Genomic DNA, 17,528 nt, shown 5'->3' with positions numbered 1-17,528 from the left:
GGAGGAAACTCATGTCGAACGGTTGGCTCTGGCGGTTCGCGCCGATTGCGCTCCTGAGCGCTGCGACGATGGCGAGCGCCGCGCCAGCCGAAACCGAGCGCGGAACGGGTCGCTTCCCCGCAATATTGGAAGAGCGAGCCGACCTGCCCGACCACGTTGTTTATCGTCCGGCCGACCTGGGCGCGCTGGGGCGGGACAAGCTCGGCATCTATGTTTTTGGCAACGGTGGATGCGGCGCGGATGGTACTGCGTCGCGCAACCATCTGCTGGAGATCGCATCCCATGGCTATCTGGTGATCGCGTCGGGCACCATCCCCAAAAGCGCGGCGGCCAAGCCTTCGCCGGGCGGCAATGGTGGATTGCAGGTCCAAACGGCGACCCATTTGCTGGCCGATGCCATCGATTGGGCGGTCGCGGAGAATAGCCGCCAGGGCAGCCCGTTTCGCGGGCATATCGCGACCAAGGCTATAGCCGTATCCGGCTGGAGCTGCGGCGGGCTTCAGGCATTATCCGTTGCGGCCGATCCGCGCGTGCGAACATCGGTCATCATGAACAGCGGCTTCTTCCCCGCTGGTGCCAATCCCATTCCCGGTATCGTGTCGGACAAGGCCCTGCTCGCCAGGCTCCATGGCTCGACCCTATATGTGCTGGGCGGCCAGACCGACATCGCGCACGGCAATGGGAGCGACGATTTCCAGCGCATCACCCATATTCCCGCCGCATTGGTCGATGTGCCGGTCGGCCATGGCGGCACCTATATGCAGCCCCATGGCGGTGTCGCCGCGCAGGTCGTTACGGCATGGCTGGATTGGCGATTAAAGGGCGACGCGAAAGCCGCTCGGCACTTTACTGGCGCCGACTGTACCTATTGCCGCGACCCGCGGCTGACCCTGATCCGAAATGCCCGGTTGAAGGCCGAATAGGAACGCCTCCTGCGGGCCGTTCGCGTCGAAGATCATGAAGCGAAGTTCATACTATCGGTCTTGACTTGGCCGGCGCAATGGCGGCTCCATCGGGTATATATTTGTGATCACGGGATACCCATGAAGCGCTTTGCCATTGTCCTTGCCCTGCTCGCTTCCTCCGCCATTGCACAGACGGGCCTCCAACCCGGCGTGGACAAGGCGCTGATGGATGACAGCGTCAAACCCGGTGACAACTTCAACGATTACGCCAACGGCACCTGGGCCAAGACTGCGCAGATCCCGGCCGACCGTTCCTCCATCGGCGTCGGCCTCGACGTATCGCTTCGGGCGGAGGGGCGCACGGCCGCCATCATCAAGGGCGCTGCCTCGGCAAAGGACGCGCCGGGCAGCGATCAGCAGCGTATCGCCGACTATTATGCCGCCTACACCGACGTGACGGGCATCGAGGCGCGCGGGCTGAAGCCGATCGCGGGCGATCTTGCCGCCATTGCGGCCATCGTGGACAAGCATGGCCTGTCCCGCGCCATCGGTGCGGCGATGCGCTCCGACACCGATCCCTTCAACAATAACAACTATGCCAGCACCAACGACCTGTTTGGCCTGTTCGTCAGCCAGGACCTGAACCGTCCGACCCGAAACGTGCCGTATCTGATGCAGGGCGGGCTCGGCCTGCCCGACCGGGACTATTATCTTTCCGACAAGCCCGAAATGGCAGAAATCCGGACGGCCTATCGCGGCTATCTGACGGAGTTGATGCGGCTTGCCGGATTGTCGGATCCACAGGCTCGCGCCGATCGTGTCTTCGCCCTGGAAATGAAGATCGCCGCCGCGCAGACCGACATCATCACCAGCCAGGATGCGCATAAGGGCGACAATCCCTGGACCCGTACCGATTTCGACACGCGCGCGCCGGGAATCGACTGGGCCGCGTTCTGGAGCGCGGCAGGCATTCCCGCGAGCCAGCGCGAGTTCATCGCCTGGCAGCCCGAAGCGATCACCAAATTGTCCGCGCTCGTCGCCAGCGAACCGTTGCAAAGCTGGCAGGATTGGCTGGCGTTCCACACGATCAATCAGGTTACCGGTTCGCTGCCCAAGGCGATCGACGATGCCTCTTTCGGCTTCTATGGCCGCACGCTGAACGGCACGCCCGCCCAGCAGATGCGCGAAAAGCGCGGCATCGCCGCCGTCAACAGCGCCCTCGGCGAGGCGGTGGGAAAAATCTATGCCGAGCGCTACTTCCCTGCGTCGTCCAAGGCCGAAATCCAACAGATGGTGACGAACATCGTCGCCGCCTTCGATCGCCGGATTGCCGCGCTCGACTGGATGGCCCCCGCGACCAAGGCCGAGGCACGGCGCAAGCTGGCGGTGCTGAAGGTCGGCGTCGGCTATCCCGACCATTGGTGGAATTATTCCAAATTCACGGTGCGCGCCGACGATCCGGTCGGCAATGCGCAGCGGGCAAGGCTCGCCTTGTATCGCTATCACCTGTCCAAGCTTGGAAAGCCGGTCGATCGCAGCGAATGGTGGATGACGCCGCAGACGGTGAACGCGGTCAACCTGCCGCTTCAGAACGCGCTCAACTTCCCCGCCGCGATCCTCGAAAGCCCGTACTTCGATCCCAAGTTCGATGCCGCCGCCAATTACGGCGCGATCGGATCGGTGATCGGGCATGAGATCAGCCACAGCTTCGACAATCTCGGCAGCGACTTCGACTCCACCGGACGGCTGCACAATTGGTGGACGGCCGCCGACCTCAAGCGCTTCGAAGGCGCCGGTCAGGCACTGATTGCCCAATATAGCGCCTATGAGGCGTTGCCCGGCCTTCATCTGAACGGCGAACAGGAACTGGGCGAGAATATTGCGGACGTCGCCGGCCTGACGGCATCCTACGAGGCCTATCGGGCGTCGCTTGGCGGCAAGCCCGCACCCGTGATCGACGGCCTGACCGGGGATCAACGCTTTTTCCTGGCCTTTGCCCAAAGCTGGCGGACCAAGATGCGCGAAAAGGCGCTGCGGGCGCGGATCGCCACCGATGTTCACGCGCCGGCTCCGTGGCGTGTCCTGACCGTCCGGAACCTCGACGCGTGGTACGCCCCGTTCAAGGTCGAGCCCGGCCAGAAACTGTATCTGACGCCCGAGCAGCGCGTTCACGTCTGGTAAGGTCAAAAGGGTCAGCGACCATGGCTCGTCGCTGACCCTCGATATCAGATCGCGATTACCCTGCCGTTCTTCATGACCATGCGGACGGATCGTATCGCGCCGATCTTGATCGTCGGATCTCCCTCGACCGCGATCAGATCGGCAAGCAATCCGGGCGTCACCGCGCCTAGCCTATCGCCCATACGCATCCAGCGCGCATTGCCCGAAGTCACGGCGATCAAGACTTGCGCTGGCGTCATCCCGGCCGCCGCCATCAATTCCATCTCACGCGCGTTCGCCCCGTGCGCGAAGACGCCCACGTCGCCGCCCATGCAGATGGGCACGTTCGCGGCGAGCGCATGCCGAAAGCTCTCCCGGCTGATCCGCACGCTCGCGGGTGCAGGCTCGCTCCCATTCCAGCCGCGATAGCGGGCGCTCGCATCGGCGGCGGCGAGCGTCGGGCATAATGCGATCTTCCCGGCCGCCATTGCCGCAAAGATGGCCGCCGTGCCGCCATAGCCATGTTCGATCGTATCGACTCCTGCCTCGATCGCCCGTCGCATTCCCTCAGCCGTCGCCGCATGGACCGCCACCGGGCGTCCTGCGTCATGCGCGGCGTCTACCGCTGCCTTGATTTCATCGATGCTCAACGTCGCGCGGCTTTCCTCGCCCGCGCGCCAACGATAATCGGCATAGAGCTTCACCCAGTCGGCGCCTGCCGCGATCTGCCGCCGGACCGCCGCCACCATCTGTTCGGTGCCGGATACCTCCTCGGCCCCTTGCGGAATGGCCACACCCGGTTCGAATCCCTTTGGTCCATAGGCGCCCAAAGCCACGATCGCCCGCGTCGCGACGCTCAAGCGCGGCCCTTCGACAATTCCCTGATCGATTGCGGCCTTCAGGCCGACATCGGCATATCCTGCGCCCTCGGTGCCGAGGTCCCGCTCGCTCGTGAAACCGGCTCGCAATGTCGCTCGCGCATTGGCGACCGCACGCGCAGTCCTCAGCGCCAGAGGTTCATGAAGCACTTGGTCATCCCAACTCGCCTCGTCATAGGGATGGAGGAACAAATGGCCATGCCCCTCGATCATCCCCGGCATCAGCGTATCGCCTGCGAGGTCGATGATCCGAGTGCCCGCCGGTGCCGCAAGCGAAGGACCGACGGCCACGATCCGATCGCCATCGACCAACACCTGCCACCCGGCATGAACCTTGCCGTCCACCCCGTCGAATATCGCCGCAGGACGCAGCAGAATGGGAGAAGAGTCGGGCGGCGGCGCGCTCGCACCGCCCAGCGCCAGCGTTGCCATTATCGTCAGCCAACGCATGGCCATTATCCTACCTCCGTCCTAAGCTGGGTTCATGAATAAGCCCGTGCGACGCTTACGCAATCCGCTGATCCTCATGACGATGCTGGCGACGGCGGCGGCCGTGCCCGATCCGGACCGGACACGCTGGCAGGAACGGGCGGCCCGGGTCACGATCGCCCGAGATGATTGGGGCATCCCCCATGTCCGCGGACACAGCGACGCCGATGCGGTATTCGGCATGATCTATGCGCAGGCAGAGGATGATTTCGCGCGGATCGAAGCCAATTATCTGACCGCGCTAGGGCGGACCGCCGAGGCGGAGGGCGAAGAGGCGATCTGGGCTGATTTGCGCCAGCGTCTCTATGTCGATCCGGCGAAGCTACAGGCGCAATATGCCGCCAGTCCCGCTTGGCTGCGAACGCTCATGGACGCCTGGGCCGATGGGCTGAACTATTATCTGGCGACCCATCCGGAAACGAAGCCGAAGGTCCTGACCAAGTTCGAGCCATGGATGGCGTTGAGCTTCACAGAGGGCAGCATCGGCGGCGACATCGAACGCATTTCGCTGGCCGACCTGAAGAGCTTTTATGGCCGGCCGACGCCGCCCAGCCCCGAGGAATTGGGAATGGTTCCGCGCGAGCCGTCCGGGTCCAACGGAATTGCGATTGCTCCCAAGTTGACCCGAGCGGGCCACGCGCTCCTGCTGATCAACCCGCACACCAGCTTCTACTTCCGATCCGAAGCGCAGATGACAAGCGACACGGGGCTGAACGCCTATGGCGCCAGCACCTGGGGGCAATTCTTCGTCTACCAGGGTTTCAATACGCATGCCGGCTGGATGCATACCTCGTCCACGGTCGACAATGTCGATCAGTTCGCCGAGAAGATCACGCGCGGGCCCAAGGGGTGGACCTATCGCTATGGCCGTGAGACACGGCCCGTCATCCAGCGCGCCGTGACGATCCGCTTCCGTAGGTCCGATGGCAAGATGGGCGAGCGGCGTTTCGATACGTGGCGAACCCATCATGGCCCGATCGTCGCGGCGAAAGACGGTCGGTGGATCGCCACGGCGCTGATGTGGCGCCCCGTCCCGGCGCTGGAGCAAAGCTGGCTCCGCACCAAGGCGACCAATCTGGCCGACTATCTGAAGATCGCGGAGCGAAAGGCGAACTCCTCCAATGATACGTTATTCGCCGACGACAAGGGCGAGATCGCATTCCTGATGCCGCAATTCATGCCGGTGCGGGACAACCGCTTCGACTATACCCGCCCCGTCGATGGCAGCGATCCCGCGACCGACTGGCAAGGCCTTCACCCGCTCGCCAGTCTGCCCAGCGTCGCCAATCCACGGGTGGGTTGGGTCCACAACACCAATGACTGGCCCTGGAGTTCTGCCGGTCCCGATAGTCCGAGGGCCGCCGACTATCCGCGCTATATGGATCAGACGGGCGCGAACGCGCGAGGTGACCATGCAGACTTGTTGCTGACGGGCAAGCGCGACTGGACGCCCGACAGTCTGCGTGAGGCCGCCTATGATCCCTATCTGCCCGCCTTTGCCCGACTGTTGCCCGGCCTCGTGGCGGCATGGAAGAGCTTGCCACTTGGCGATCCCCGTCGGTCGGCACTGGCGGAGCCCGTCGCGACGCTGGCGGGCTGGGATCATCGCTGGGGCTATGACTCGGTTGCAACCAGCCTTGCCGTGTTCTGGGGCGATCAGCTTTGGCGAGAGGTCGGCGGCTTTGCTCAGGCCGAGCGGATGAACGTCCCGGACTATATCGCCGCTCATGTGGATGCCCCGGCCAAACTCGCCGCCTTGGAATCGGCTGTCATCCGCCTGACGCGCGATTTCGGCATTTGGCGCACCCGCTGGGGGGATATTAATCGCTTTCAGCGGCTGGACGATGCCATCCAACCGCATTTTGACGATGCGCGACCCTCGACGCCCGTACCCTTCACCTCCGCCCAGTGGGGCAGCCTGGCCTCGTTCGGTGCGAAGGCGTGGCCGGGCACCAAAGCCTATTATGGGACCAGTGGGAACAGCTTCGTCGCGGTCGTGGAGTTCGGTCCGCGAGTGAAGGCCATGGCGGTGATGGCCGGCGGCCAGAGCGGCGATCCCGCCTCCCCTCATTTTGCCGACCAGATCGAGCGCTATGCCAATGGGCGATTGCGCCCGGTCTATTTTTATCCGGACGAGCTCACCGGTCATGTCGAGCGGACTTACCGCCCCGGAAGCTAGGGTGCAGCTGGGCGTGTATATCGGGACAGGAACGTCCACATGGCCTCATTATCCACCACCGACCAGCTATGCCCTCCACCTCGTTTCACACGCGCCGCGACGGTGACGCCACCCCGGCATTTGGCATAGCCCAGTTCATAGATGTTCGCGGCGATGTTCCGGGCATAGGGCGCGGCGCATCCGTTCATCTGCCCCCAGCGCTGAAGCGCCGTAGCCTGCGTATATTGCCAATAGGCTGCACCGCCGCCCGCTATCGGATTGGTCGTATCGGCATCGCCGGAAAAGGCGAGCAGAGACAAGGGGGTGGACGGGCGGCAGGTCGAAGGGTCGGCGCGGCTGCTATCGCCCTTGAGAGGACGACCGGCTCGCAGTCCTACGACCGGCGCGATCGCGGCCAGCCGGTCCGGTATGCGACAGCCTAGCAAGGAGGTCATCCGGCCACCCCCCGATAGACCCGTTGCGTAAACGCGCCTCCGATCGACGCATCCTGTTGCGACCATCCGGTCCATGAGCCGGACTAGATAGGCCACGTCATCGCGGGCATTCTTTGGCGGGAGAGACCCCGTTACGGTCGGGACTCCGGGAATATTCCAGACGAAGCCACGGCCTGCGGGAATACCGCCATTGGGGGCGAGGACGATGAAGTCGTGTCGATCCGCCGTATCGGCAAGAGCACTGTCCCGAAGCATCTCGGCACCGTTGCTCGTGCTGCCATGAAGCAACAGCACCAATGGTCGGGGTCCCATAGATGGCGTCGTGGGAAGGTGAATTGCTGCCTCACCCTTGATAATGGCATCCAGGGAACCGGGACGGCATTGGGCCCAAGCCATCGTCGAAGACAGGAACGCGGTCAGCGTCAGCAGGAGATGAAATAGTCGCGCCATTCCTAAACGTTACGGCCCAATCTCCCTAAAACCTAGTCCAAAGGGCCCAAGCCCATGGCGGAGCTGGGAGCTAAGGGCACCGGATCATCATCGCCATGCCCTTACCCCCAGTACTGCCAGCCCACCCGAAGCGGTGAGGAACCCCAGGACCAGCAGGATCACCTTGAAATCCTGCGGCGTCGCGAACGTCCAGGTCAGCGCCGCCCCCAGGAAACTCGGCAACGTATTGGTCAGGTTGAACAGACCAAGATCCCGCCCATGGTGACGCGGATCGGGCAGCAACTGGAAACTGAGGCCCCAGTGCAACGCCACGAAGACGGAGGATCCGGCAGCGTAGAGGATGAATGCCGCAGCGCCTGCTTCCAGGCTTTGCGCCAATGCCATCGCGAACAGGCCGATCGCGGCAACCAGCGCGGAGGAAAGCAGCACATATTTCCGTCGCTCGGTCCGGTCCGCCAAACGCCCGAAGATCAGCGCAAGCGGCAGCGGTACGACAAATGCAAGCGTCAAAAGCTGCCCGACCGAGCGTGGCAGGTTCGCCCATTGCGAGGGCGGCACGATCGTCTCGAAATAGTAAAGCAGATAGCATTGGGTAGCGACCACGGCGACTTGGACCAGCAGGCGTGAGACACCGGCGATCCAGAAATCGCGCCGAGGCGGGCGCCGTGGCGCGACGTCCTGAACCGTTGCCGGGGTGATGAGCCGCGCCCGTGTCGCGATCAGCGGCAGGGCGCAGACCGTCACCATCGCAGCCACGACGGTCAAACGCCCCGCCTCGCCCAGCACCGCCTCCCCAACCAGCCAGGCCGACAAAGCGGATGCCGCCGGATTTCCCAATGCGATCAGGCCGCCAGCCATGCCGCGCTTCGCGTCGGGAATCTCTTCGGCCATGATCGCCAGCAAGGGCGCGAGCAGCGCATTCACCGCGAACTGGAAACACAGGACCGCCGCGACCACGGAAACAGGAGTCGCGGCCCAGGCGATCAGAGCATAGCTGACCACGATCCCACCCAGGCCAATCGCCATCCATCCCCGCCGGCCCCAACCGGTTCGCGCGGAGCGATCGCTCAACCAGCCGAACAGGATATTGGCCAGGCTGGCGACCACGGCGCCCGTGACCGTAAGCAGAGATAGCAGGGTGATCCGTCCCTCCGGGCTGATCGCCTCCACCTTGAGCGGCACGAGTAACGTCAACAGCGGCAGATATGCGATCACACCGCCGACATTCGCCAATGCGAAAATCCATAGGGGAAGGAACGAACGTGACGAGATCGGGTCGGGGCCAGATGGGGACATGTCCCACCCCTGCCCTCGATTGTCCTGTCCGGCAATGTCCTTACGACTTGATGGTCCGGGTCTTGACCGTGGCAGTGCTGACGCCCGCCGCGTCATGGGCCATTGCCACCCGGTACTGGCCGCCTGCTATCCGACAACCGGGCAAAGCAATGCCATAAACAGCGACGATGTGCCGCTTCTCAATTGGGAAGACCCGGCGCGTTTCGCGGGGCTGTCACGATTGCTGATTTCGCTAGAGCCGCCGCGCGACTGAGGGTCCCGCGATCGGATAGGCGACACGAAAGCCGATATGCGATGTCGGCAAGTCATGCTCCTGCGCCTGAAACGCGGCCGGGCGGAAGTTGGCGCAATAGTTCGTCGCGCAAAGATAGCTTCCACCCTTTACCAGCCCGACATCGCCCTCGCCCGCCACCCATTCCCAGACATTGCCGACCATGTCGTACATGCCCAGGTCATTGGCTTCGAAACATCCCACCGGGGCGATCCCGGCATAGCCGTCATCGCCCGTGTCACGGATGGGGAATACCCCCTCCCACACATTGGCGCGCGGCTTGCCGTGGTCGAATGCCCATTCGATCGGATCGCGCGTCGCATTCTGGTTGCCACGCGCCGCACGTTCCCATTGCGCCGTCGTGGGAAGCGCGCCGCCCGCCCATCGGGCATAGGCCAGCGCATCGTCGCGATCGACATGGACCACCGGCTGATCGCCACGCCCGGTCAGGTCGCTGCCTGGACCCTTTGGGTGCCGCCAGTCCGCCCCTGGGGTCCAGCGCCACCAGCGCGAGGCGTCGTCGAGCGACACCGGCTGATCGGGCGATACAAACAGGGCCGAAGCACCTTCCCGCTCGGCGCGTGTGCGGTAGCCGGTCGCCGCGACAAAAGCGGCAAATTGCCGGTTAGTGACTTCATGAGCATCGATGCGGAAGGCAGCGACCGTGGTCGGCTCACCCGGTCGATCCGCCCCGTCCTCGCCCAACAGGACGGACCCGGCGGCAATCGTCACCACCGCATCCCGAGCCACGCAGCGCCGAACCGGCTCCGCCGCCGGTGCGCCGAGCGGCACACTCGCCAATAGCAGCAGCAGCGCCGCCCCCCGCCTCATGGTCGTGCCGCCGGAGCCGGCGACGCCTGAGCATTTGCGGGCAACGGCACGACACCCTTGGCCTTGGCATATTGGTCATAAGCATCCACCAGTTCGGCCAGCTTGGTCGGTTCCGCTGCCGCCAGGTCCTTCGTCTCGCCGGGATCCGCCGCCACGTTGAAAAGCTGCCACCGTCCTGTGCTGACGCCGCCCCGCGTATAGCGGTCGGTCGGAGTTGGCAGGAACACGACCTTCCAGTCGCCCTTGCGCAGGGCCCGTCGGAAGAACAGCTCATAGCCCAGCGCCTCGTCGGCCGGGCGCACCCCGGCTGCCGTTTGGGTGAGTACCGGCCGCAAGCTATGCCCCTCGAATGGTAGTACCGCACGACCCGCATATCGGCTCGGCTGGCGGAGCCCCGCATAGTCGAGCAGCGTCGGCGCCACGTCGCGTACGTCCAGATTGGCGTTGGCGATCCGCCCGCCGCCGCTGACCCCACGCCCCGCCGCAAAGGCGCTGACCCGGATACCGCCCTCGGTGGTGTAGCCCTTGACCAGCCAGGACGGCGTCGAATTGGCCTGTGCCCAGCCAGGGCCATAGCCGAGATAGCTGGTCGGCTTGCCGATATTGCCCAGGCTGTTGTCGATCCCCAAGGTCTCGAGGGAGGGAAGCGCCGTCGCGGGCGATCCGACCTTGAACTTCGGGCTGGGCGCCTCGATGACGTTCCCCTCCGGCCCATTGTCGGCGAAAAAGAGGATGATGGTATTGTCGTAGCGGCCTTGTGCCTTCAACGCGGCGATGACGCGGCCGACATTCTGGTCCATGCGATCGACCATCGCGGCATAGACCTCCATCTTGCGTGCCTCGATCGCCCGCTCCGCCTTGCTGAGCGAAGCCCAGGGGCGCGCCAGTTCCAGACTGTGCGGAACCGTATCTGCAGGCACCAGCCCGAGCGCCTTTTGCCGCGCAAGCCGCTCGTCCCGTAGCGCCCCATAGCCCGCGTCATAGCGACCCTTATATTTGGCGATCGTCTCCTCCGGCGCCTGCAACGGCCAGTGCGGTGTCGTGAAGGGCAGATAGGCGAAGAACGGCCGGGCGTCCCTGGCCTTGGTTGCGGCGTCGAGATAGCCGATCAACCGATCGGCGAAATAGTCGGCCGAATAGGCGCCGTCGGGCAGGACGGCGGGCTTGCCATCGTCGCGATAGCTGGGGGCGAGTCCAGCCTTGGTCCAGGCCTCGTTCTGGTCCGCGCCGAAATGGTTCGACAGGCCCTGAAGAAGGGCAAAGCTATGCTCGAAGCCCCGCGCGGCGGGCTCGCGATCCGGCGTCATGCCGAGATGCCATTTGCCCGCCATCAACGTCGCATAGCCGCCCGCGCGCAGCAGTTCGGCGATCGAGGCAACGCGGTCGTTCAGATACCCTTCGTAGCCGGGGCGTCCTTCCGTCGCGGGACCGAGAAGCTCGGCCATCGTACCAAGCCCGGCTTCGTGATTGTCCACCCCGCTCATCAACATCGATCGGGTCGGCGAACAGGTGGGCGCGGTATGGAAACCGGTGAAGCGCACCCCGGACAAGGCCAGCGCGTCCAGGTTGGGCGTCGCGATCTCTCCCCCAAAGGCTCCCAGATCGGACCATCCGAGATCGTCCGCGACTATGATCAGGAAGTTGGGCGCGTCCTTGGGCGCTTGCTGCTGCCCGGCCTCCTGCGCGGCCATGGGCAGGGGCTTGGCCAGAACCGGAGTAGCCGCGATCAGGGCCGGGAGGGCCACTGCTAACAATCTTCCACCGATCATATCTGCTCCCTTTTCGCGCCGTTCGGGCGGCTGCTCGCCAGGGATAGACCTCATCCTGAGGGAGCCAACGAATAATCTCTACTGATTAGATAGGATTTACTTCTTTCGTTTCCGGCGAGCGTAGACCGTTCCTCAGGCCTGGGGTGGAACCACCGCGGCCGGGCCGGGCTCGACCGCCAGGGGGCGAACGAAGACCAGCAAAAGGCTGCCCGCGATCGCCAATGCGCCCAGAGCGATGCAGAAGCCGACGACACCGGGCCAGCCCATGCGGGTCCAGGCGATCCCCCCTGCGGAGCCGAGCACGCTCGATCCCATATAATAGAAGAACAGATACCAGGCCGCCGCCTGCCCGCGTCGCGCACCACCGCGTCGCCCGACCCAGGCGCTCGCGATGGAGTGGGCGCCGAAGAAGCCGACCGTTACGATGGCAATGCCTGCAACGATCGCCCAGAGCGGGCTGGCCAGCGTCAGACCGACACCCGCGATCAACAGCGTGGTGGGAAGCCAGAATATTCGACGGCGGCCGACCTTGCCCGCCAGTCCGCCGAACAGGCTCGAACTTACCGAACCGAGAATATAAAGCAGGAATATGGCCCCGACCGTCGCCTGCCCCAGTCGATAGGGCGGCGCGATCAGATGGAAACCAGCATAATTGTAGATGGTCACGAAAATGCCCATGAGCAGGAAGCTCTCCGCATAGAGCAGGCGCAGGGCAGGATCGCGAAACAACGTCGTCGCGCCGTGCGGCAGAGACAGCCAGTCCGCATCGCCCGGTACGAACCGGCGGGAGACGGGGGCCAATCGGCGAAAAGCTTCTGCCATCGCAAGGCCAGCCAGACCCACCGCCCCGATCGCCCAACGCCAATCCGCCACCGCCGCGACCAGGCTGGCGACCAGCCGCCCCCCCATTCCGCCCAGCGCGCTGCCCGCGATATACAGCCCCATGGCCGATCCGATCGACGCCGCATCCACTTCCTCGGCGACATAGGCCATGGCTACGGCGGGAACACCCGCGAGTGCAAGACCGGCCAGCAGCCTGAGCGCGAGCAGTGCATACCAGCCCGGCGCAACTGCGGTGGCAAGGGTCAGGATCGCGGCTGCCATCATCGCGGCGGTCATCAGCGATCGACGCCCTATTCGATCGGAAATGGCCCCGGCGACAAGAATACCGATGGCGAGCGGCCCGGTCGCCATCGACACGGCCAGCGAGGCGGCTTCGGCACTGAGGCGAAAATGGCTCGCGAGTTCGGGCAGCAAGGGCTGCACCGCGTAGAGCGTTGAGAATGTCGCAAAGCCGGCAAAGAGCATGGCGAGGGTGAGGCGGCGGTAATCCGCCGTTCCTTTTCGAAGCGCGAGTGGCATCTCATGCGCCTCGACGGTCCGATGTCCGTGTTCGTTCATAGCTCTGACCTCGACCCGCATCGACAGCCAACGATATGGTGGCGTCTATCTTCGTCCCGTGCGGCGTTTACACGGGGCACGCGATACAGGGCTTTGGGCCGGCACCAAAGCGCCAAGTCGGGGAAGATTGCGGCCGATGACCGTCGCAATGGAGAGGGCGGATCGGCGGCTCCCTTCGGAACCGAGCGGCTTCGTCTGCGCTCATGCGATCGATGGACACTGATATAGAGCAAGTCGATCGTTCGATCGCGCAAACCGCGGCACCGGCCCGCACCTCGACTCCGATCAGATTGCTAGGCTGGCTGAGCGAGGTCGCCGATCAGCCGCAACTCATCACCCTATGCGCCAGCGTTCTGGCGATCGGCTTGATCAGGAAGGATCGCCGGCTGGCGGTCGCGGGCGGCAACATGCTGGCGGCCGAACTGCTGGCCACTGCCGCCAAGGATATGATCAAGCACCGTATCGACCGAACGCGCCCAAAGGCGGTGCAGGACGGAAAAGGCTATGAAATGCGGCCCGGTCGCAGCAGACAGAGCGATCGAAGCAGTTTCCCATCCGGTCATACTGCCGGGGCTGTCGCGGTAGCCCATGCCCTTGCCGACGCCTATCCCAGTCAGCGCTTGGCCGCCTATGGCGTCGCGGGGGCCATCGCCTTGATCCAGATACCGCGAAGCAAACATTATCTCAGCGATCTGGTGGCAGGCGGGGTGATTGGAATGGCCGCGGGCGGAGGCATAGTCGCCTTGTCGAAAATTGCGATCGACCGGCCCGCCCCTCAAGGGTCGAGCGGATCGCCCGGATCGACGCGGAGCGAATCGCCGGATGGCCGCATCGCGATAGCGGTGGACGCCATACGTTCGCCCGCCACCGCAGGCTGATACCCCAATTCGCGCCGATTGCGGTCAACAAAGGCCGGGCTGGCGATCGCGTCGATATGCGGCGCGTTGCTGACCACCAATATGTCGCGATCGAGCGGCGCCCCCATCGCGATCAGGCGTCGCGTCGCGTTGCGCAAGTTGGTGGTGGTATGCCGGGCATAGGGATCGATGACGATCGCGTCCGCCGGAATGCCATAGCGCTCGATCAGGGCCCGGCGCATCTCCATCGCCTCGATATGCGAGGTCCCTCGGGGATGCACCGCACCGCCGCTGACGATCAGGAACGGCGCCAGCCCTTCTGCATAGCGCTCGGCCCCTGAACGCACATTGACCTTTGCCTTGGCGCTGAGCGGGGTGGCCAGATCATCCGGCCCTACGCCCAGGACAAGGATCGCGGTGTAGCGATAGCGGCTCCAGTTCAGCTTGCGGGCCTTGACGAAAGCGGCGGCGTTGTGGAGCCGATCGAGTGGTTCGAAGGCCACAGCCGCGTCTTTGCCATTGGCATCGAGCAACGCAAGCGCGAGCGAGAGGCTGATGTCCCCGCTGATGGCCGGGTCGGTCCGCTGGGCCGACGCCATCGCGACCGCATCGGCGACCTTGGCTGCAGAACCCTCGCTGCCGAATGGTTCGTCCGATCCGTCGATCAGAGGATAATGCGGCAGCTTCCCGACGCCATAGACGCGCAGGACTTCGTTCAAGCCATCGACCTGCCGCCGCACATCATCGCCGCGGGGGCCCGACCGCGCGGCCAGGGCGTCGCGCTCCCCGTCCTGCACGATCGCCGCTGCGACGATGCAGGCCGGCGCACCGGCGCAGGCGGCGACACGCCGGTCGCGCGCCTCACCTGCCACCGGCTGACCGCTAAGCGCCGGGAAAAGCCGTGCCGCCATGGCCGCCAGATGGGCATCGCGCACCGGCTGCCCCACCGAAACCGGCCGAGCCCCGATCATCAGCAGCGATACGACCAGCCCGGCGACGCGCCACCCGCTCATATGGCTCACCAAGCCTTGCTGATGACGAAGCGAACGCTGCGGCCAAAAATCGGGCGGCCGTAAATGGCATCGCGCGAGGTCTGCCCGTCGAGCTGATCGGTACGCGGATTGCCTTCGGTCAGCCCCTTGTTGTTGAAGATATTGTCGCCGACGACCTGAAACTGGAACCCGCCATGGGTCAGCGTCCCGCCCAGGCCGAACGTGTTGTATGCGGGAAGGCCGGTATTGTTAAACAGGTCGACATAACGGCGGCCGACATATTCGTAGCGGCCGTAAATCTCGACCTGGTCACCCCCCGCGTCGAAGGCGAAGGTCGGGCGGATATTGCCGAACACCTTGGGCTCGCGGATGATCTGCTTGCCATTGACGGCCGAAGGATCGGCCCCCGCGCTGTTCTGCAAATTCTTGTACTTCGGCTCTTGATAGGTAAACGAGCCGGAGACGAAGAACCAAGGTGCCGGGGCGAGCGTTCCGTCTACCTCGACGCCCTTCACCTCGGCCTGGCCGATGAACGGAACAGCCTGATCGTTGCGGCCGGTCGTCGGGTTGAACGCGACGAACGAGGCGTTGAACGGATCGAACTTCGTATAGAAGCCGGTCATATAGAGGTAATTGCGGCCGAACGATGCCTTCAGCCCAGCCTCATATTGGTCCGCCTGCGTTTTCACCAGCACCGGGTTGATGTTGTAATAGCTGGCGGACTGAGGCGGCACCTCCAGATGCGAAGCGCGAAGGTAGCCGCCGAAGTGCGAGCTCACGTCATAATTGACGCCGATCGTCCAGTTGGTCGCGACCGGGCTGTCCTTGCGGGTCTGACGCCCCCCGTCGAAGCTACGAACATTATTGTCGGCCAGCGTCGTGGGATCGCCCAAATTGACCGAGGTCGAGGTCAAGCCATATCCACTGATATTGTACCATTCATGGCGAATGCCGCCATCGATCCGCAGCCCCGGAGTGACCTCCCAGGTATCGTTGGCATAGACCGCATAAACGGTGGAATCGACGTCGCCCTGGTTCAGGGTCGTGCCATAGCGCAGCACGCCCTTGTCGGTGACATAGCCCAAGACGGAACCGCTGGCGGAATAGGCGACCAGATCGAGCGTCCGGGGCTGGCCGCGCACCTCCATCAGATAATCCTGATAGATCGCCTTGTTGGTCAGGCCATAGGCCGAGGCATAGCCGCCCAGACGAAGGTCATGGGTACCAAAGCCGGTTTCGAACTTCCGGGTCACGCTAACATCGCCCTGGCCCGAATAGAAGCGGGAATCGACGCCGCGATACTGCCCCTGAACCACCAGGCCGGAGGCGGAATACGGGTCATAGGCGGTAGCACCGTTGGTCCCCGACAGCGCATAGCCCAAACGGGCCACCGGTCCGAAGGCGGTATTGGCCGCGCTCAGGAAACCATTGGCGAAGCTGTTGGCATCGACGGGATTGGAGGTCGAATAGAGCGCATCGAAACGCAGCTTGCCCTGGGTATAACCGGCCTTAGCCGCAAACTGCCAACCGCCGAATTCGGCGTCATATTGCAGGCCGATATTGCCATATTCCATATGCCGGCCATCCGCGAGGTCGCGCGTCTCGCTTCGTACGACCCCGGCCGAGTCCCGATATTTCAGCGTCACGCCACGAAATGCGGGCGAGTTCAGCGTGCCATGGAAGAAGTCGATATAGGGGTTCAGCGACACCGATGGATTGCGCGGATCGGCAACCGGGATCGGCAGGTAGAAACTGTTGTGATCGTTCAAATAGTTGACGCTGATCTTCAGCGTTCCGTTGTCGAGATCACGCTTGATATTGGCGCGGATCTGGCCGCCGCGGTCGTTCGGGAAGCCGTTGTTCCGCTGGCCATTGTCCCGACGCAGATAGCCGCCGATCGCATAATAGGTCCGCTCGCCCAGCGGCCCCGCTTGCATCGCGTCCAGCCGATAGAGATCGGTCGTCCCCAAGGTCACCTGCACCTTGCCGCGCGTGGTGTCGGTGCCGGTGGCGGTGATCGAATTGACGATGGCCGCCGCCTGGCTGGCGAAGATCGGAGCCGGGCCGCCGCGAACCACCTCGACCCGTTCGGTCATCAGGTCATAGCGGTTCAGGCTGTCACCGCGGAAGAAATTGCCGTTGATGTCGTGGAACAGCGGCAGTCCGTCCTGCTGAAACACCGCATAGCCATCGTCGGTCGGGATACCGCGAATACGGGTAACGTTCTGCACCTCTCCGCCAGTCGCCTCGACCTGGATACCGGGCAATTTGCCGAGCAGATCGGCGAAGTTCAGCGGGGCCAACCGCTTCACATCGTCCTGGCCCAGCGAGTTTACCGCATAGGACACGTCGAAGCGCCGCTGCCGCCGCGCAGAGCCGGTGACTATGACCTCTTCACCGCTGCCTGCCTGAGGTGACGTGTCGGCCTGAGCACCGTCTTCGGCGGGCCCTGTCACCGGCTCGGCGGCGGTCTGTGCGCTGACGATTTGCGGTGCGGCGACCACGGCTGCGGTCAGAACAGTGGCGCGGAGCAGTGCGGCTTTGGAAAAGGTCATGGTTCCCCCGTATTCGGATCGATTGCGCGCTCCGATGGCGGAATATGACGACAGTTTTGTG

12 protein-coding genes are annotated in these 17,528 nt (G+C 64.1%); 4 read left to right on the top strand and 8 right to left on the bottom strand.

Annotated features, from left to right (window positions below; translation table 11 throughout):
- The first annotated feature begins 11 nt into the window (after nucleotides 1-11).
- Together ACWPWT_RS17235 and ACWPWT_RS17230 are read left to right on the top strand one after the other, a co-directional pair.
- A complete protein-coding gene (locus ACWPWT_RS17235) occupies nucleotides 12-923 on the top strand; it encodes an alpha/beta hydrolase family protein (protein WP_454280709.1) in 912 nt (303 codons plus the stop codon).
- A 120-nt stretch (nucleotides 924-1,043) separates the two neighbouring features.
- Nucleotides 1,044-3,086: a M13 family metallopeptidase gene (locus ACWPWT_RS17230; RefSeq protein ID WP_454280708.1), complete on the top strand. Its 2,043-nt coding sequence runs from the start codon at nucleotides 1,044-1,046 to the stop codon at nucleotides 3,084-3,086.
- Nucleotides 3,087-3,130: 44 nt separating this feature from the next.
- Here the strand turns inward: ACWPWT_RS17230 and ACWPWT_RS17225 are convergent, their stop codons facing one another.
- Nucleotides 3,131-4,399, bottom strand: a complete 1,269-nt coding sequence (locus ACWPWT_RS17225) for an amidohydrolase family protein (protein ID WP_454280707.1) — start codon at nucleotides 4,397-4,399, stop codon at nucleotides 3,131-3,133.
- 28 nt (nucleotides 4,400-4,427) lie between these two features.
- Here ACWPWT_RS17225 and ACWPWT_RS17220 point away from each other — a divergent pair, with 28 nt between their 5' ends.
- Nucleotides 4,428-6,611 carry a penicillin acylase family protein gene (locus tag ACWPWT_RS17220; protein ID WP_454280706.1) on the top strand — a complete coding sequence of 728 codons (2,184 nt, stop codon included), beginning with the start codon at nucleotides 4,428-4,430 and terminating at the stop codon, nucleotides 6,609-6,611.
- On the opposite strand, the gene ACWPWT_RS17215 is transcribed toward ACWPWT_RS17220, so the two are convergent.
- From ACWPWT_RS17215 to ACWPWT_RS17195, 5 genes are all read right to left on the bottom strand, one after another.
- The gene (locus ACWPWT_RS17215) at nucleotides 6,608-7,441 is read right to left on the bottom strand and encodes an alpha/beta hydrolase family esterase (RefSeq protein ID WP_454281000.1); all 834 of its coding nucleotides are present in this window, start codon (nucleotides 7,439-7,441) and stop codon (nucleotides 6,608-6,610) included. The genes ACWPWT_RS17220 and ACWPWT_RS17215 overlap by 4 nt on opposite strands.
- 141 nt (nucleotides 7,442-7,582) lie before the next feature.
- Nucleotides 7,583-8,791, bottom strand: coding sequence for an MFS transporter (locus tag ACWPWT_RS17210; protein WP_454280705.1), 1,209 nt, complete (start codon nucleotides 8,789-8,791; stop codon nucleotides 7,583-7,585).
- Between the two features lie 232 nt (nucleotides 8,792-9,023).
- On the bottom strand, nucleotides 9,024-9,893 hold the full coding sequence (locus ACWPWT_RS17205) for an SUMF1/EgtB/PvdO family nonheme iron enzyme (RefSeq protein ID WP_454280704.1): 870 nt from the start codon (nucleotides 9,891-9,893) through the stop codon (nucleotides 9,024-9,026).
- Nucleotides 9,890-11,662: an arylsulfatase gene (locus tag ACWPWT_RS17200; RefSeq protein ID WP_454280703.1), complete on the bottom strand. Its 1,773-nt coding sequence runs from the start codon at nucleotides 11,660-11,662 to the stop codon at nucleotides 9,890-9,892. The genes ACWPWT_RS17205 and ACWPWT_RS17200 overlap by 4 nt, the downstream gene beginning before the upstream one ends.
- A 132-nt stretch (nucleotides 11,663-11,794) precedes the next feature.
- On the bottom strand, nucleotides 11,795-13,063 hold the full coding sequence (locus ACWPWT_RS17195) for an MFS transporter (RefSeq protein WP_454280702.1): 1,269 nt from the start codon (nucleotides 13,061-13,063) through the stop codon (nucleotides 11,795-11,797).
- 212 nt (nucleotides 13,064-13,275) lie between these two features.
- On the opposite strand from ACWPWT_RS17195, the gene ACWPWT_RS17190 reads away from it, so the two are divergent.
- Nucleotides 13,276-13,941 carry a phosphatase PAP2 family protein gene (locus ACWPWT_RS17190; protein ID WP_454280701.1) on the top strand — a complete coding sequence of 222 codons (666 nt, stop codon included), beginning with the start codon at nucleotides 13,276-13,278 and terminating at the stop codon, nucleotides 13,939-13,941.
- On the opposite strand, the gene ACWPWT_RS17185 is transcribed toward ACWPWT_RS17190, so the two are convergent.
- Together ACWPWT_RS17185 and ACWPWT_RS17180 are read right to left on the bottom strand one after the other, a co-directional pair.
- Nucleotides 13,839-14,933 carry a YdcF family protein gene (locus ACWPWT_RS17185; protein ID WP_454280999.1) on the bottom strand — a complete coding sequence of 365 codons (1,095 nt, stop codon included), beginning with the start codon at nucleotides 14,931-14,933 and terminating at the stop codon, nucleotides 13,839-13,841. The two genes, ACWPWT_RS17190 and ACWPWT_RS17185, sit on opposite strands and share 103 nt — an antisense overlap.
- A gap of 5 nt (nucleotides 14,934-14,938) precedes the next feature.
- Complete coding sequence (locus ACWPWT_RS17180; protein WP_454280700.1) at nucleotides 14,939-17,467, bottom strand: TonB-dependent receptor; 2,529 nt, start codon at nucleotides 17,465-17,467, stop codon at nucleotides 14,939-14,941.
- Nucleotides 17,468-17,528: the final 61 nt, after the last annotated feature.

The organism is Sphingomonas sp. Marseille-Q8236, assembly GCF_965112005.1.
The sequence above is the reverse complement of the archived record's forward strand: the minus strand, read 5'-3'. Positions and strand labels throughout refer to the sequence as shown.

Excerpts from the sequence above, each read along its gene's own strand:
- ACWPWT_RS17235 (WP_454280709.1), top strand. The coding sequence starts at position 12 with ATGTCGAACGGTTGGCTCTGGCGGTTCGCGCCGATTGCGCTCCTGAGC.
- ACWPWT_RS17230 (WP_454280708.1), top strand. The coding sequence starts at position 1,044 with ATGAAGCGCTTTGCCATTGTCCTTGCCCTGCTCGCTTCCTCCGCCATT.
- ACWPWT_RS17225 (WP_454280707.1), bottom strand. The coding sequence starts at position 4,399 with ATGGCCATGCGTTGGCTGACGATAATGGCAACGCTGGCGCTGGGCGGT.
- ACWPWT_RS17220 (WP_454280706.1), top strand. The coding sequence starts at position 4,428 with ATGAATAAGCCCGTGCGACGCTTACGCAATCCGCTGATCCTCATGACG.
- ACWPWT_RS17215 (WP_454281000.1), bottom strand. The coding sequence starts at position 7,441 with ATGGCTTGGGCCCAATGCCGTCCCGGTTCCCTGGATGCCATTATCAAG.
- ACWPWT_RS17210 (WP_454280705.1), bottom strand. The coding sequence starts at position 8,791 with ATGTCCCCATCTGGCCCCGACCCGATCTCGTCACGTTCGTTCCTTCCC.
- ACWPWT_RS17205 (WP_454280704.1), bottom strand. The coding sequence starts at position 9,893 with ATGAGGCGGGGGGCGGCGCTGCTGCTGCTATTGGCGAGTGTGCCGCTC.
- ACWPWT_RS17200 (WP_454280703.1), bottom strand. The coding sequence starts at position 11,662 with ATGATCGGTGGAAGATTGTTAGCAGTGGCCCTCCCGGCCCTGATCGCG.
- ACWPWT_RS17195 (WP_454280702.1), bottom strand. The coding sequence starts at position 13,063 with ATGAACGAACACGGACATCGGACCGTCGAGGCGCATGAGATGCCACTC.
- ACWPWT_RS17190 (WP_454280701.1), top strand. The coding sequence starts at position 13,276 with ATGGACACTGATATAGAGCAAGTCGATCGTTCGATCGCGCAAACCGCG.
- ACWPWT_RS17185 (WP_454280999.1), bottom strand. The coding sequence starts at position 14,933 with ATGAGCGGGTGGCGCGTCGCCGGGCTGGTCGTATCGCTGCTGATGATC.
- ACWPWT_RS17180 (WP_454280700.1), bottom strand. The coding sequence starts at position 17,467 with ATGACCTTTTCCAAAGCCGCACTGCTCCGCGCCACTGTTCTGACCGCA.